The following is a 14449-nucleotide window of genomic DNA, read 5'->3' on the forward strand; positions in this document are numbered from 1 at the left end:
GCGGGGAAAGGCACAAGGGGCATGCCCATCCCCGCCAGACCGTCCGCCCGCCTGCCCGGCACGAAGGACACCGGAGGCGAGGGCGGAATCGATGATCCGGCGGCGGGCGCAGCGCTGCCGCCGGATCATCCCCACAGGAACTGGTCAGTCGTCGGAAAGCCCGTTTGCTTTCAGCTCCGCCTCAGCCGATGCAATCCCTGCAAGCGCGGCGCGTTTATCAACTTCGGCCATATCAGCATTCGCCGCGATTGCGGCGCGTGCGCTGGCAAGGCCCGCACGCGCGCTCGCCATCGCCATCTCCTGCTGGCTCATGGCCCGCGCGGTCGCATCGCTGGCAAGCCGTTCGATCCGGTCGGTGCAGATAACCATCCGCGACGCCCGGCCAGCGCTCTGGGTGAGCTTAACCGTCTGCGTCCCCGCCCCGCAATCGGCCTCGCTCACCTCGGGCAGATTATGCAGCTTTTGCTGAAGCTGCGCGTCGAGTTCGGCCGTTTGTTTCACCTCGCCATTATGGACGATGACCGGCTCCGCCTTAGCCATGTTCTTCGCGCTCTCGCCCGGAACGGGTGGCGGAGACACATCGCCGGCCGGGGCGGCGGGGACCGGCTCCGTCTGCAGCACGGGCGCCGCTGGCGGTTCGGACAGGTCCCGCGCATCAATGCGCACGGCCGTATCCCCGCGCACAATCTCCGCCGCGCTGCTGCCCGAAGCGGTCAGGCCAAGCCCGGCCAGCACCAGCACCGCCATCGCGCTCCCGCCCAGTGCGATTTGCGAACGCGATCTTGCATCGTTCTTCGTCAGCATTTTAAGCCTCCCTTTTATATCGTCGATGCTGTGCAGGTGACACGCGGCGGAAACCGCGCCGCCATGCGCCGATTTCACGATGGCGCGGCCATAGGCATGACGAAGCCCCGATCGCCGTCCCGACAGGACCAGCGCATCGCATGCCATTTCCTGATCGGCGCGAAACGCCCGAAACGCGCGCCAGGCGATGGGATTGAACCAGTGCAGCGAAAGCACCACCAGCGCCGCCCAGTTGGCGTACAGGTCACCACGAACATGGTGGCCAAGCTCATGCGCCAGCGCCAGATCGCGCTCCTGTTCGTCATAGCGTTCGTGGAAATCGGCGGGAAAGGCGACATATTTGCGCCAGGCCGAAAGCGAGCGGACCGGCCGCGGCCTCACTTTCGATCATGCGCACCTTGCCGCCCGCAACCCTTCTGCACGTCCGGCACTTCGTCATCAGCGCGCGGCAGAAACGATGGTGCGCGATCAGGTGCCGGGCAAGAAACACAAGCGCGCCGATCGCCCATATCCCGATGATGAGCGCGACAAGCGGCGCGCCGCCGGGGGTTTGGGTCGGTGGCAACAGCGCCGCCGTGGTTCCGTGCGAAGAGGTGGCCGTTACCAACGCGTGCTGCACGACCGTGTCGGGCAGGCCGTCCGTCTTCATCCACCCCATGACCATCGGATGCCCCTGAAGCCCGTCGAGCGCGGGCGCGAAGAGGCTGCTCCAGCGCCACGCGCCGGGAAGCGGGGGCAGCATCGTACGAATCAGCGGCAGCGCCCATATCCAGTACGCGATCCGCGGCCCCACCGTCGCGCGGAGCGGCTTGCGCAGGCAAAGCACCAACAGCATCAGCAGCGTACCGGCCACCAGGGTTTCTATGATCCAGCCGATCATGGTTTCAGCGCCTTCAACAGCGCCTCGATCTCTTCGATATCGGCATCGGAAAGTTCATCGCGTTCGGCAAGGTGCGCGACCAGCGGGGTCAGCCTGCCGCCGAACAGCCGGTCCATCAAGCGCCGCGATTCGCCCGCGACATAATCTTCCCGCGCGACCAGCGGGCGATAGAAATAGCGTCGCCCGTCCGCTTCATGCGCGATACTGTTCTTGGCAAGCAGGCGGCCAAGCAACGTTTTGACGGTATTGGCGCTCCAACCGCGTTCTTCGGGAATGCGATCGACAACCTCGGCTGCGCTCAGCGGATTTGTATCCCAGAGCACCTCCATAACAACGTGTTCGGCTTCGCTGATCCGTTCGCTCATGGCGCTTCCTCGATGACTACACCTGTAGTCACATCGATTACGCCTGTAGTCAATAGATAAGAAGACTGATCGACAGAGTGTCGGGCCGCCTTACACCCTTACGGGATGGTTACGCGATGCTAACGCTCTTCTACCGCGGAAATCGGCCCTTTGCACGGTCTGGCACGCGTGGTGCATCGTCTTTGCCATCGAAAGCGAAGTTCCGCTTCAATCGGCGGGTCGACAGTCGCCCCACCAGTCTCCTGTCGGCCCGCCAACCCGATCTTCGTGCCCTTGAAACGACAAAGGGCGCCGCGTCGAAAGACGCCGCGCCCTTCCTGGATTGGTCGTGCTTCCGATCAGGCGGTCGTCGCGACGCCCTTTTCCTTCATATGTCCGGCCAGTTCGCCGCTTTCGTACATCTCCATCATGATGTCCGAACCGCCGACAAATTCACCCTTCACATAAAGCTGCGGAATGGTGGGCCAGTCGGAATAGCTTTTGATGCCCTGCCGGATTTCCTGGTCCTGCAGCACGTCGACGCTGTCGAATTCGACGTTCAGATGCTGAAGGATCGCCACGGCGCGGCTCGAAAAGCCGCATTGCGGGAATAGCGGGCTGCCCTTCATGAACAATACGACATCGTTCTTCTTCACGATATCGTCGATGCGGGTTTCGATCGTCTCGGTCATTTCGAAATCACTCCTCGGCTGGCACTGCGGTGGTCAGCTGCAGCGCGTGCAGTTCGCCGCCCATCCGGCCGCCCAGCGCGGCATAGACGGCCTGATGCTGTTTCACGCGCGGCAGGCCACGAAAACTTTCGGCTTCGACGCGCGCCGCATAATGGTCGCCATCCCCGGCAAGATCGGTAATTTCGACCTTCGCATCGGGTATGCCGTCGCGGATCAGCGTCTCGATCTGTTCGGCTGGCATCGGCATGGTTATTGCGGCTCGATAAGCTGGCGGCGCGCTTCGACGGTCTGCTCTTCCAGCGCGCGGCGCACGGCGGCCTCGTCGATATCGACCCCGGCGGCGGTCAGATCGCCCAGCAGCTTGCGGATGACATCCTCATCGCCCGCCTCCTCGAAATCGGCCTGCACCACCGCCTTGGCATAGGCGTCGGTTTCTTCGGGAGTCAGGTCCATTTTCTTCGCGGCCCATTCGCCGAGCAGACGGTTGCGCCGCGCGGTAATGCGAAACGCCATCTCCTCGTCGCGGGCGAACTTCGCCTCGAATGCGCGTTCGCGATCATCGAAAGTGGTCATGGACGTCTCTCATCCCCCAAATTGCGTTGAACATCGCAAATAAGAAGCATGAGGCCCGCACGCAACGGGCACGACCGTCCAGCCGGGACGGGAAGGGCGCCCTGCCCCCTGCAACACGGTTTATATGCCGATAAAGAACGACCCGGCGGCACGACGCCACCGGGCCTTGTCAGTCAGCGGAAAATCGGATCAGAACGACGCCCAGTCGTCACCGGCATCAGCGGGAACCGCGCCGGGCAGCGCCTTTACCGGTGATTTATAGCCGTTACTGCCGTTGACGGGCGTCTTTGCCTTTATCTTCTGCGCAGGGGGCGACGGACGTGGCGCCGGCTTTTGCCGGCCAGTATCGCCCTGTCCCGATGTCGAGCGCATTTGCGCTTCGCCGGTGTGGAACTGCCCCGCCTGCCGGGCGAGGTTGGACACTTCGCCGGTCAGGTTGCGCGCAGCCGCGGAAGTCTGTTCGACCATCGCGGCATTTTGCTGTGTGGCATGATCCATCGTACCGATCGCGGCGCTGATTTCGGTGATGGCGTTCGATTGCGCCTGATTGTCGCCGGCAATGTCGCCGACCAGCGAATGCACCTCGTTCACGTCCTTCAGAATGTCGGCCAGCGCGCCATCCACTTTTTCCACCATGTCGACGGCGGAAATAATCTCCTCCTGTGTCACGGTAAGCTGTTCGCGCGCACGCCCCGCCTCTTCCTCGGCGCGCATGGCGAGCGCGGACACCAGATCGGCGACGACCGCGAAGCCGCGTCCCGCCTCGCCCGCGCGTCCCGCCTCGACAGCGGCGTTCATCGCGAGCACGCGCGTCTGGAACGCGATCTTGTCGAGGCCCTCGATCACATCGTCAATGCCCTTGGCGCTGTCGGACACGCGGCTCATCGCGCGGGTCGCCCCATCGGCAACGCCGCGTCCGTTGGTCACCGTTGCGATCGCACCATCGGCGCGATGCACCGTGCGCTGCGCTGCGGCGGCGGTGGTGCGCAGCCGGTCGTTCATCTGGGTCACGGCGGCGGAAGTCTGTTCAAGGCTCGCCGCGTTGCTTTCGGTGCGGCGCGCCAGATCCTCCGATGCGGCGGCGATTTCATGCGCGCCGGTGTCGATGCTGGCGGTCGATTGCATCACCGTGCCGATCAGCGTGCGCAAGCTGGCGACGGCCTGGTTGAAGTTGGAACGGACCTCGGCATAGGCTGGCGGGAATTCGGGCACGATATCGACGGTCAGATCACCCTGTGACAGGCCGCTGAGCGAGTGGCTGAGCGCATCGACGACTTCGCGCTGCTGCGCTTCGGCCTTCTGCTTGGCGGCATCATCCGCCTTTTGCCTGCGGGCATTGTCACGGAACACGATCACCGCGCGCGCCATTTCGCCGATCTCGTCGCGGCGCGCATCGTTGCGGATTTCGATATCGGTATCGCCATCGGCCAGCCGCCGCATGCGATCGGTGACTTCGGCGATGGGTCCGGTCACCTGATAGCGGACGAGCGCGAGCACCAATGCGACGATCGCGATCAGCCCGATCACCGACATCACGATCATCGAACGGATCGTGCTCGCGGCTTTTTCATCGAGACGTTTGGCGTCTGCCGCGGCACGGCCGCGTATCTCGGCGGAAATCTCGCTGGCGGTTGTGTCCACCTGCGCAAAGGGCGCTTTTGCATCATGCTGCAGAACGTCCTCTGCATCACCCTTGCGCCCCTGTCGCCAGAGCGCGGGAATTTTCGCGGTCTGTTGACGATATTCGGCGATGGCGGCGTTCAGCTTGTCGAACTGTCCCGCCTGCTGATCGGGAACCAGCGTGCGAAGCTTCGAAAGCCGCTGATCGACCTTGCTGCGGATATCCGATATCTCCGTCAGCATCGCTTCGAAATCTCCGCGGTCATTTTCGATGACCGTGAACAGCCACAACTGTTCGATACGCTGCTGATCGGTGCGGATTTCTCCTGCCAGCCCGACGGCCTGCGTATCACGCTCCGCCAGTTGCTGCGTCGCGGCGGTGGTCGATTGCAGCGACACGACGCCAAGCGTCGCGATAACGATCGTCAGGATCGTCGACAGCGCGACTCCGATCATGAGTTTCACGGACATCCGCAAATCGGAAAGTTTGTTCAGCATCGGGCACCCTGGCAAGTTAAGATCATGTCAAGGCGCCTCTCCCTTCGCCTTTCCTTGCAGCATTTATAGGCGACGCGGACGCTTAACCGGGCGCGAAAGCCCGCAATATCGTTGCGCTTGCGAACCGCAATCGCAGCGACGATGCGGCATGACAAAGGTAATGAACCGCTGTCCGTGGGATTAGTGTCGAATGAAAACAGCGGTTTAGAACGCTGGTTTGGAAACGCGTCGGCAAAATATGTCGGGCATCGGCCCCCGTACAGATCGAAGCGATTCTTTCGGATTTTCGGCTGCGCGCGGCAATCGGGGCGTATCGTTCGACATGTTTTCGACGCATTGCCCGCCTATTCCCCGCGCTAGGTGAGGACCTTCCAATCCCCCTCACCGCGCCTGTTCATGCGGAGTTCCCTTGTTCCAGTCAGCGCGCGAACGAATGACCGGTTTTTCCGAACGGTGGCGCGCGCGCTATGGCGACCGGTTCGCGGGGTTGCTGCTTGCGCTGCTGGTCGAGTTGCTGCTCGCGCTGCTGCTGCTCACCCTCGCCAAGCCAACCCTGTTCAAACAGGCGGACAGCCAGCAGTCGCTGAGCGTGTTCGATGTGCCGGACAGCGCCGATCAGTCGGAAAAAGCCGATAAGAGCCCGACGGAACAGGCAAAGCCTTCCCAACAGCCGCAGCCCCGACCGCAACCGGAAACCGCGCAGCAGCCGACACCGCCACCACCCGACCGGCCCAGGCCGCCGCCGCAACCGACAAAACAGACGACTCCGCCCTGGATCGAACTGTCGCAAAGCGAAATGGCGTCAAGCGATATCAGATCGAAAGCGCCGCCCGCGCCCACTGTATCGGCAGCGCCGTCAAAGCCGGTTTACGGCCCCGTTGCGCCGCCGGGAACCGGCATCGGCGCAAATGATACGCCGCAAGTCGGCACCGCCCCCAATGGCGAACCGCTATATGCGGCGAGCTGGTATCGCGAACCCTATGACGATGAACTGCGCGGATTCCTGTCCAGCGCATCGGGTCCCGGCTGGGGGCTGATCGCGTGCAAGACCGCGCCGCAATACCGGGTCGAGGATTGCCAGATCATCGACGAATACCCCGAAGGTTCCGGCATTGCCCGCGCGGTTCAGGCGGCAGCGTTCCAGTTCAAGGTGCGACCGCCGCGCGTGGGCGGCAAGCAGCAGATCGGGGCATGGGTTCGCATCCGCATCGATTATCAGCAGAAACTTCGCTGATACGGGCAAACGCTGCTACCGCCCGATCTCGACCACCAGCTTTCCGATCGCCTGACGCGCCGCCATTTTAGCGATAGCGCGCCCGCCCTTGGCAAGCGGGAAGCGTTCGGTGACCTTTGGCGCGATCCTGCCCGCCTCCCACAGGCTGAACAGCGTTTCGACATGCGCCGCGTTCGCCTTCGGATCGCGCATCGCGAACGCGCCCCAGAATACGCCGCACACATCGCAGCTTTTGAGCAGGGTCAGGTTCAGCGGCAACTTCGGGATACCCGCCGGAAAGCCGACTACCAGATAGCGCCCTTCCCACCCGATCGACCGCAGCGCCGGTTCGGTATAATCCCCGCCGACCGGATCGTAGATCACTTGCGCGCCGTCGGGTCCCAGCGCTTCCTTGAACCGGTTGGCAAGCGCCTTTGACTGCTCCTTGTCGAACGGCGCGCGATCATAGATCAGCACGTCGTCCGCGCCCGCTTGCCGCGCCGCCGCTGCCTTTTCCTCGCTCGACACCGCCGCGACGACCCGCGCGCCATAGGCCTTGCCCAGTTCGATCGCGGCCAGCCCCACGCCGCCCGCAGCGCCGAGGATGAGCAGGTTGTCGCCGGATTTCAGACGCCCGCGATCGAGCAGCGCATGAATGGTGGTGGCATAGGTGAGCAGCAGCGCCGCGCCCTCGACATGGCTGCGTCCGTCGGGAAGGCGATAGGCGCGGGCCGCATCGATGATGACCTTTTCCGACAATCCGCCATGGCCCACCATCGCCAGCATCCGATCGCCCACGGCCCAGCCGGTGACGCCGTCGCCCACAGCTTCCACCACGCCTGAAATCTCCCCGCCGGGCGCGAAGGGGCGCGGTGGTTTGAACTGATATTTGTCCTCGATGATCAGAACATCGGGATAGTTGATCGAACACGCTTTTACCGCGATCAACAACTCGCCGTCGCCCGGTGTCGGATCGGGCAGATCGGCGATTTCCAGAGTTTCGGGTCCGCCAGGTGCCTTAGACAGTAATGCTTTCATTGCCGCTCTCCCGCTTGATCCACGGTCGCGACTTGCCGACCGCATTTTCGTAATTCGAAATTGCGGTATCTTTTGCCAGCGTAATGCCGATCTCGTCCAGCCCCTGCATCAGACATTCGCGGCGGAAGGGATCGAGGGTGAAGGTGAAGCGATCCTGAAACGGCGTGGTGACGGTCATCGTTTCCAGGTCGATGCTGATCTCATCGGTTTTCGCGACCTCTATCAACCGGTCAACCGCGGCTTGCGGCAACACCACAGTGACGATGCCGTTCTTGAACGCGTTGCCGGAAAAGATGTCCGAAAAACCCGGCGCGATCACCGCTTTCACCCCCATGTCGCCCAGTGCCCATGCGGCGTGTTCACGGCTCGACCCGCAGCCGAAATTGTCGCCCGCGATCAGGATCGGCGACCCGGCATATTCGGGGTCGTCAAAGACATTGCCCGGCTTCGCCCGCACGCTTTCGAACGCGCCCTTGCCCAGCCCTTCGCGCGTCGTGGTTTTCAACCAATGCGCCGGGATGATGATGTCGGTGTCGATATTTTCCGCACCCCACGGGTACGCCCGACCTTCGACATGGGTTACGGCGTCCATCAATTCCTCCCGGTGATATTTCGCGCCGGGCGGAAACTTCCGCCGCTCAGCGCTGAGCTGGTTGCGACGACGCGGCCATGGCGGACGGGATGATGGCCTGCGTTCCAGTGGTGTGCAACGATGCGGCATAGGCTGCGGCAAGCCCGCTCAACACGGTGCCACACACAAGCACCGTCAGTGCACGTTTCATCGATCATTCCCCCATCAGGTCACGCACATCACTCAACCGTCCCGTCACGGCCGCCGCCGCCGCCATGGCAGGCGACAACAGGTGCGTCCGTGCCCCCGGTCCCTGCCGCCCTACGAAATTCCGGTTCGAAGTGGAAGCACAACGTTCGCCCGCAGGCACTTTATCGGGGTTCATGGCAAGGCACATCGAACATCCCGGTTCGCGCCATTCGAATCCGGCTTCGGTGAAGATGCGGTCGAGTCCCTCGGCCTCGGCCTGACGCTTGACCAGCCCCGATCCGGGCACGATCAACGCCTGGCGGACGGTATCGGCCACCCGCCTTCCGTTCAGCACCGCCGCGGCGGCGCGCAAATCCTCTATCCGGCTGTTGGTGCAGCTTCCGATAAAGATATTCTCGATACCGATATCCTGCATCGCGGTGCCGGGGGCCAGCCCCATGTAATCGAGCGACCGGCGCGCGGCATCGCGCTTTGCCGGGTCGGCAAAACTGTCGGGATCGGGCACGACACCGGTGATCGGTACGACATCGTCCGGGCTGTTGCCCCAGGTGACGCATGGCGCGATGTCGCTCGCATCCAGCTTCACCGTGCGATCGTAGACCGCGCCGGGATCGCTGGGCAGCGTTTTCCAGTAATCCACCGCCCATGCCCAGGCATCGCCCTGCGGCGCCATGGGACGGCCCCGGATGTAATCGAACGTCGTCTGGTCTGGCGCGATCAGGCCGGCGCGCGCGCCGCCCTCGATGGACATATTGGATACCGTCAGCCGCCCCTCGACCGAAAGCCCGCGAATGACGTCTCCGGTATATTCGATGACATGGCCGGTGCCGCCGCCCGCGCCGATCCGGCCGATGATAGCCAGAATCACGTCCTTGGCGCTCACCCCGAAGCCGAGCGAGCCTTCGACGCGCACTTCCATCGTCTTTGACTGTGACAGGAGCAGCGTTTGCGTGGCGAGCACATGCTCGACCTCGCTCGTCCCGATGCCGAAGGCAAGCGCGCCCAATGCGCCATGCGCGGCGGTATGGCTGTCGCCGCACACCAGCGTCATGCCCGGCAGCGTAAATCCCTGTTCGGGGCCGACGACATGGACGATCCCCTGTTCGGGGGCGGTCGCGCCGAAATAATCAATGCCGAATTCGGCCGTATTGCGCTCCAGCGCCTCCAACTGCCCGGCGCTTTGCGGATCGGCGATGGGCAGCCGCGCGCCGTTTTCGTCCACCCGTGCGGTGGTCGGCAGATTATGGTCGGGAACGGCAAGCGTAAGATCGGGCCGCCGCACCGTACGCCCGGAATTGCGCAGCCCTTCAAATGCCTGCGGACTCGTCACTTCGTGAACAAGATGCCGGTCGATATAGATCAGGCAGGTGCCGTCGTCCCGGCGCTCGACCACATGGTCGGCCCAGATTTTCTCATATAAGGTGCGGGGTTTGCTCGCCATGGGGCGGGTATCTATCCGAAAAATGCGTGAAAGCAAGAAAAATACTAATTTTCGTGCGCAGTCCTAGCTGGCCTTTCCGGTCCGGGCCACCGCGCGCAGGGTTCGGACTTCACGAAATCAACAAAGGCGCGGAGCGGCGCGGGCAGATAGCGTCTGCCCGAATAATATAGAAACGGTCCGTCAAAGCTTGGCCACCACTCCTCCAGCACCGGTTCCAGGCGGCCCTGTTTGAACAATGGCTGCAACCAATCCTCGAACAGTCCGACGATCCCCATACCCCCGATCGCCGCATCGGTCATCAGGTCAGCGCCGCCACCCACCTGCAACAGCAGCGGCCCGCGTGGTTCCAGCCGGATTTCCTCGCCCGCCTTTTCAAATTCCCACTCCAGCGAACGGCCGCTCGCGAAGCACGCTTCCAGACAGGCATGACCCAGCAACTCGCGTGGATGCGACGGCCGGCCATGCGCCGCCAGATAGGCAGGCGAAGCAGCGAACGCATAACGCTGCCGCGCCGGGCCGATGGGGATCGCGATCATATCCTGCTCCAGCCGCTCGCCATAGCGGATGCCTGCGTCGCAACCGGCGGCAAGGAGGTCGACGAAACTTTCGTCCACCATCACCTCGACCCGGATATCCGGGTAGGCGGCGTGGAAGCGCGGTACTATCCATGGCAGGACCAATCGGGCGGCGACACTGGGCACGTTCAGGCGAAGCCGCCCCACGGGCCGGTCGCGAAATGCATTTACCGAATCGAGTGAAGCATCGATCTCCGCAAGGGCGGGCGCAAGCCGCTCGAACAATCGTTCGCCCGCTTCAGTCGGCGTGACGCTTCGCGTCGTGCGATGGAGCAGGCGCACCCCAAGTCGCGCCTCCACCCGCCGGACCGCATCGCTTAGCGTCGAGGCGGACGCAGAACCGCCTATCGCCGCTTCGCGAAACCCGCCCGCACGCGCAACGGCAACGAAAGCGGCAAGGTCCTGAAGCTGGCGAATTGTTCGATTATCCGGACAAGTTGTGCAGGTCTGACCGGCTTATCGGATGCAAGGCGAATACTCAACTAAGGCGCACTCTTCAGCGAAAGGAAATTTTCATGACCGCAATCGAAAAGGCAGGCACCTGGCGCCTTGGCGACCGCATGGTGAAACGGATCGGCTATGGCGCGATGCAGCTTGCCGGGCCGGGCGTGTTCGGCCCGCCGCGCGATGAGGAAGAGGCGATCGCCGTGTTGCGCGAGGCGGTGGAATCGGGGGTCGATCATATCGACACCAGCGATTTTTACGGCCCGCACGTCACCAACCGCATCATTCGCAAGGCGCTTCATCCCTATCCCGACGATCTGACGATCGTGACGAAGATAGGCGCGCGCCGCGATGGTGAAGGCAACTGGCTGCCCGCCGTGAGCACCGACGAGCTGGAACGTGCCGTGGAGGACAATCTGCGCAATCTGGGCCTTGAAGCCATCGAGGTCGTCAATCTGCGCCTGATGGGCGATGATCCGCATGGGGCGTGCGACGGCCCGGTCGAACCGATGCTGAGCACAGTGGCGCGTCTTCGCGAACGCGGGCTGATCCGCCATATCGGGATCAGCAACGCGACCGCGCACGCGGTTGCCGAGGCGCAGAAGATCGTTCCGATCGTGTGCGTGCAGAATCTCTACAATCTCGCCAATCGCGACGACGATGCGCTGATCGACCAATTGGCGGCGCAGGACATCGCCTATGTCCCCTTCTTCCCGCTGGGCGGATTCAGCCCGCTTCAGTCGGATCGGCTGGACAGGGTGGCGAAGCGGGTCGGCGCGACGCCGATGCAGGTCGCGCTTGCATGGCTTCTCCACCGTTCGCCCAACATCCTGCTGATCCCCGGCACGTCCTCGCGCGGGCATTTGCGCGAAAATCTGGCAGTGGCTGACATCAGTCTCGACGACGAAGCGCTTGCCGAGCTCGACGCGATCGGCACTGCCGCCGCATAAGCGTTATCGGGGCACTGGCACGGTCAGTGCCCCAGAACGCCGAGCGATTCGAACGGCTTGTCATGCTCACCATATTTGTCGATCAGCGTGGCGGTCGCCTGATTACGGCCGATCACCTCGACCTCTTTGCCTTCGGCGCGCAGGCGAAGCACCATCTTGTCTAGTGCGCCGGTCGCCGAAATGTCCCAGAAATGCGCGTCGGAAAGGTCGATCACCACGCGCGCCACCTTTTTCTCGCGAAAGACCACTTCCTCGACAATGCGATCGACCGAGGCGAAGAAAATCTGACCAGCGATGACATAGGTGCGCGTGCGTCCGTCGGGTGAAAGCGTCGTCGCCATGTTCACCAGCCTGCGCACCTTGCCCGCGAAAAAGATGCCCGAAAGCAAGACGCCCACCAGCACGCCGATCGACAGATTGTGCGTCCACACCACCGTAACCACGGTCGCCAGCATCACCGCGCTTGACGGCAGCGGGAAATGGCGCAGTTCCGAAAAGCTCTGCCAGCGGAAGGTGCTGATGGAAACGAAGATCATCACACCGACCAGCGCAGGCATCGGCACGCGCGCGACCCACGGTCCCAGCGCGACCATCAGCACCAGCAGCATCGTGCCGGCAACGAAGGTCGACAGCCGCCGCCGCCCGCCCGAACTGATGTTGATCACCGACTGGCCGATCATCGCGCAGCCGCCCATCGCGCTCAAAAATCCGGTGACGAAATTGGCGACGCCCTGCCCCATGCATTCACGGCGCTTGTCCGATCGCGTTTCGGTCATGTCGTCGACGATCGCCGCGGTCAGCATCGTTTCCAGCAGGCCCACCGCCGCCATGCCCAGCGAATAGGGCGCGATGATGCCAAGCGTCTCCCATGTCAGCGGCACGTCCGGCAAATGGAATGCGGGTAGTGTGGAGGGCAGGTCGCCCATATCGCCTACTGTATTCACATGCGTACCCGTCAACATCGTATAGGCGGCAACCAGCACTACCGCGACCAACGGGGCGGGCAGCGCGGTGGTGATCCGGGGAAAGCCGTAGATGATGGCCAGCGTCACCGCGACCAGCACATAGCTCACCCACGGCACGCCGATTAACTGCGGCAACTGGGCCATGAAGATCAGGATCGCGAGCGCGTTGACGAAACCGGTAATTACCGATCGCGATACGAACCGCATCAGCAGGTTCAGCCGCAACAGCCCGGCGATCACCTGAAACACGCCCATCAGGATCGTCGCGGCGAACAGATATTCGACGCCATGTTCGCGCACCAGCGGACCGACCAGCACCGCGACGGCGGCGGTCGCGGCGGAAATCATGCCGGGACGGCCGCCGAAAATCGCGATGATGCACGCGATTGAAAAGCTGGCGTACAGCCCTACGCCGGGATCCACCCCCGCCACGATCGAAAACCCGATCGCTTCGGGGATCAGCGCAAGCGCCACCATCAGCCCCGACAGGAACTCCCGTCCGGGGTTTTCCAGCCAGTCGCGGCGGATATTGGAGGCGAATGACATGCGGACATCGGCCATGGCGGGGCGTTCCTCGTCTGGCGAGCGAGCACGCGCGAAATACTGGCGCGGTATCGATCGGTGGGTGGGATTGCTGCGCCGCAACCGGCAAGGCGCGCGCCGCCCCTACTCCTGCCCGGCGTCCGGATCAACCCCGACGCGGGGCGAGGCGGCGTCGCTTTCGAGCGCGCTTCGAATAAAGGCGAGCGTATCGGCGAGCACCGGCGCCTTGCCGCGAAACGGCTTGGAAAGCGCCATCGCGATCTCTTCGTGGGTCAGCCCCTTATATTCGCGGAACGCGGCGCTCGCGCCCAGCGCGTGCAGTTTTCGGGCAAGGGCGATGGCATTGCGCGGCTTCACCACTTCGTCCCTGGTCGATGTGACAAGCAACATTGGCGGCGCATCTGCGCGGGCATAGGTGATGGGCTGCGTTTCCCCCGGATCGGGCCAGTTGCCCAGCGCATCGACCGCGCGTTTATCGGTAAGCGGGAGGAAATCATACGGTCCCGACAGGCCGACCGCCGCCTTCACCATGTCGGGCGACACGCCCGCATCCGCCAGAAAGTGACGGTCGAGCGCGAGCATCGCCACGGTATAGGCGCCCGCCGAATGGCCGACGATCGCCACCCGCTTTGGATCGCCGCCATAATCGGCGATATGGTTCTGTACCCATTTCATCGCCTGCGCGCCGTCTTCCACAAAAGCGGGAAAGCGCACATCTGGCACCTTGCGGTAATCGGGGACGACGGTGACGAAACCATTCGAAGCAAATGCGCGGCCCGCAAAGGCATAGCCCTGCCGCGTGCCCTTCACCCAACCGCCGCCATAGAAGAAGACGATCACCGGCTTCGGCGCGGACGTTCTATGCCTATCATTACAGTTGCATATTGATTGGAACTCTGAATCAATAGGTTTCCATGGTGAGGAGGCCGTGGATGACGGGCGCATCAATCGAGACGACACTGGAGCTATGGGCAACGTCTTTGCGCGATGTGAAGGCGCGGATGGGCAGCCTGTTCACACAGGCTCGGGTAGCGGCATCGGCCAATCTGTTCCTTGATGGCCTGTTGGGTGATGAGCGGCGCAAGACG

16 protein-coding genes and 1 pseudogene are annotated in these 14449 nt (G+C 63.2%); 3 read left to right on the plus strand and 14 right to left on the minus strand.

The window, feature by feature from the left end:
• Window positions 1–144: 144 nt before the first annotated feature.
• The 7 genes from KY084_RS03640 to KY084_RS03670 form a co-directional block, all read right to left on the minus strand.
• Entirely contained in the window at window positions 145–1185 is a 1041-nt protein-coding gene (locus tag KY084_RS03640) for a M56 family metallopeptidase (RefSeq protein WP_219237059.1), read from the minus strand.
• The gene (locus tag KY084_RS03645) at window positions 1106–1684 is read right to left on the minus strand and encodes a M56 family metallopeptidase (protein WP_219237060.1); all 579 of its coding nucleotides are present in this window, start codon (window positions 1682–1684) and stop codon (window positions 1106–1108) included. The genes KY084_RS03640 and KY084_RS03645 overlap by 80 nt, the downstream gene beginning before the upstream one ends.
• Window positions 1681–2049, minus strand: coding sequence for a BlaI/MecI/CopY family transcriptional regulator (locus KY084_RS03650; protein ID WP_219237061.1), 369 nt, complete (start codon window positions 2047–2049; stop codon window positions 1681–1683). Before KY084_RS03650 ends, KY084_RS03645 begins: the two co-directional genes overlap by 4 nt.
• 338 nt (window positions 2050–2387) lie before the next feature.
• Window positions 2388–2720: a Grx4 family monothiol glutaredoxin gene (gene grxD / locus KY084_RS03655; protein WP_219237062.1), complete on the minus strand. Its 333-nt coding sequence runs from the start codon at window positions 2718–2720 to the stop codon at window positions 2388–2390.
• 7 nt (window positions 2721–2727) lie between these two features.
• Window positions 2728–2967, minus strand: a complete 240-nt coding sequence (locus KY084_RS03660; RefSeq protein WP_219237063.1) for a BolA family protein — start codon at window positions 2965–2967, stop codon at window positions 2728–2730.
• A gap of 2 nt (window positions 2968–2969) precedes the next feature.
• A complete protein-coding gene (locus KY084_RS03665; RefSeq protein WP_219237064.1) occupies window positions 2970–3293 on the minus strand; it encodes a DUF1476 domain-containing protein in 324 nt (107 codons plus the stop codon).
• A gap of 189 nt (window positions 3294–3482) precedes the next feature.
• Window positions 3483–5378, minus strand: coding sequence for a methyl-accepting chemotaxis protein (locus KY084_RS03670; RefSeq protein WP_343227945.1), 1896 nt, complete (start codon window positions 5376–5378; stop codon window positions 3483–3485).
• Between the two features lie 466 nt (window positions 5379–5844).
• Here KY084_RS03670 and KY084_RS03675 point away from each other — a divergent pair, with 466 nt between their 5' ends.
• Window positions 5845–6645: a hypothetical protein gene (locus KY084_RS03675; protein ID WP_219237065.1), complete on the plus strand. Its 801-nt coding sequence runs from the start codon at window positions 5845–5847 to the stop codon at window positions 6643–6645.
• Window positions 6646–6660: 15 nt separating this feature from the next.
• Here KY084_RS03675 and KY084_RS03680 read toward each other — a convergent pair whose 3' ends face one another.
• From KY084_RS03680 to KY084_RS03700, 5 genes are read right to left on the minus strand one after another with little or no spacing between them, the layout of a single operon-like run.
• Window positions 6661–7662, minus strand: a complete 1002-nt coding sequence (locus tag KY084_RS03680) for an NADPH:quinone oxidoreductase family protein (RefSeq protein ID WP_219237066.1) — start codon at window positions 7660–7662, stop codon at window positions 6661–6663.
• Window positions 7643–8254, minus strand: a complete 612-nt coding sequence (leuD, locus tag KY084_RS03685; RefSeq protein ID WP_219237067.1) for a 3-isopropylmalate dehydratase small subunit — start codon at window positions 8252–8254, stop codon at window positions 7643–7645. The genes KY084_RS03680 and leuD overlap by 20 nt, the downstream gene beginning before the upstream one ends.
• Before the next feature lie 46 nt (window positions 8255–8300).
• Window positions 8301–8444, minus strand: a complete 144-nt coding sequence (locus KY084_RS03690) for a hypothetical protein (RefSeq protein ID WP_219237068.1) — start codon at window positions 8442–8444, stop codon at window positions 8301–8303.
• A gap of 3 nt (window positions 8445–8447) precedes the next feature.
• Window positions 8448–9884, minus strand: coding sequence for a 3-isopropylmalate dehydratase large subunit (leuC, locus tag KY084_RS03695; RefSeq protein WP_219237069.1), 1437 nt, complete (start codon window positions 9882–9884; stop codon window positions 8448–8450).
• A 44-nt stretch (window positions 9885–9928) separates the two neighbouring features.
• On the minus strand, window positions 9929–10876 hold the full coding sequence (locus KY084_RS03700; protein WP_219237110.1) for a LysR family transcriptional regulator: 948 nt from the start codon (window positions 10874–10876) through the stop codon (window positions 9929–9931).
• A 98-nt stretch (window positions 10877–10974) separates the two neighbouring features.
• Between KY084_RS03700 and KY084_RS03705 the strand changes: the two genes are divergently transcribed.
• Window positions 10975–11853, plus strand: coding sequence for an aldo/keto reductase family oxidoreductase (locus KY084_RS03705; RefSeq protein WP_219237070.1), 879 nt, complete (start codon window positions 10975–10977; stop codon window positions 11851–11853).
• Between the two features lie 23 nt (window positions 11854–11876).
• Here the strand turns inward: KY084_RS03705 and KY084_RS03710 are convergent, their stop codons facing one another.
• Window positions 11877–13364 carry a SulP family inorganic anion transporter gene (locus KY084_RS03710; protein WP_219237111.1) on the minus strand — a complete coding sequence of 496 codons (1488 nt, stop codon included), beginning with the start codon at window positions 13362–13364 and terminating at the stop codon, window positions 11877–11879.
• Between the two features lie 120 nt (window positions 13365–13484).
• Window positions 13485–14306 carry an alpha/beta hydrolase gene (locus KY084_RS03715; RefSeq protein ID WP_219237071.1) on the minus strand — a complete coding sequence of 274 codons (822 nt, stop codon included), beginning with the start codon at window positions 14304–14306 and terminating at the stop codon, window positions 13485–13487.
• Here KY084_RS03715 and KY084_RS03720 point away from each other — a divergent pair.
• Window positions 14276–14449: pseudogene (locus tag KY084_RS03720) on the plus strand (IS701 family transposase); the annotation flags it as partial. The gene KY084_RS03715 and the pseudogene KY084_RS03720 sit on opposite strands and share 31 nt — an antisense overlap.

The organism is Stakelama flava (assembly GCF_019351405.1).
Taxonomy (GTDB): Bacteria; Pseudomonadota; Alphaproteobacteria; order Sphingomonadales; family Sphingomonadaceae; genus Sphingomonas; species Sphingomonas flava_A.

Excerpts from the sequence above, each read along its gene's own strand:
- KY084_RS03645 (WP_219237060.1), bottom strand. The coding sequence starts at position 1,684 with ATGATCGGCTGGATCATAGAAACCCTGGTGGCCGGTACGCTGCTGATG.
- KY084_RS03650 (WP_219237061.1), bottom strand. The coding sequence starts at position 2,049 with ATGAGCGAACGGATCAGCGAAGCCGAACACGTTGTTATGGAGGTGCTC.
- grxD (WP_219237062.1), bottom strand. The coding sequence starts at position 2,720 with ATGACCGAGACGATCGAAACCCGCATCGACGATATCGTGAAGAAGAAC.
- KY084_RS03660 (WP_219237063.1), bottom strand. The coding sequence starts at position 2,967 with ATGCCGATGCCAGCCGAACAGATCGAGACGCTGATCCGCGACGGCATA.
- KY084_RS03665 (WP_219237064.1), bottom strand. The coding sequence starts at position 3,293 with ATGACCACTTTCGATGATCGCGAACGCGCATTCGAGGCGAAGTTCGCC.
- KY084_RS03675 (WP_219237065.1), top strand. The coding sequence starts at position 5,845 with ATGACCGGTTTTTCCGAACGGTGGCGCGCGCGCTATGGCGACCGGTTC.
- KY084_RS03680 (WP_219237066.1), bottom strand. The coding sequence starts at position 7,662 with ATGAAAGCATTACTGTCTAAGGCACCTGGCGGACCCGAAACTCTGGAA.
- leuD (WP_219237067.1), bottom strand. The coding sequence starts at position 8,254 with ATGGACGCCGTAACCCATGTCGAAGGTCGGGCGTACCCGTGGGGTGCG.
- KY084_RS03690 (WP_219237068.1), bottom strand. The coding sequence starts at position 8,444 with ATGAAACGTGCACTGACGGTGCTTGTGTGTGGCACCGTGTTGAGCGGG.
- leuC (WP_219237069.1), bottom strand. The coding sequence starts at position 9,884 with ATGGCGAGCAAACCCCGCACCTTATATGAGAAAATCTGGGCCGACCAT.
- KY084_RS03705 (WP_219237070.1), top strand. The coding sequence starts at position 10,975 with ATGACCGCAATCGAAAAGGCAGGCACCTGGCGCCTTGGCGACCGCATG.
- KY084_RS03710 (WP_219237111.1), bottom strand. The coding sequence starts at position 13,364 with ATGTCATTCGCCTCCAATATCCGCCGCGACTGGCTGGAAAACCCCGGA.
- KY084_RS03715 (WP_219237071.1), bottom strand. The coding sequence starts at position 14,306 with ATGCGCCCGTCATCCACGGCCTCCTCACCATGGAAACCTATTGATTCA.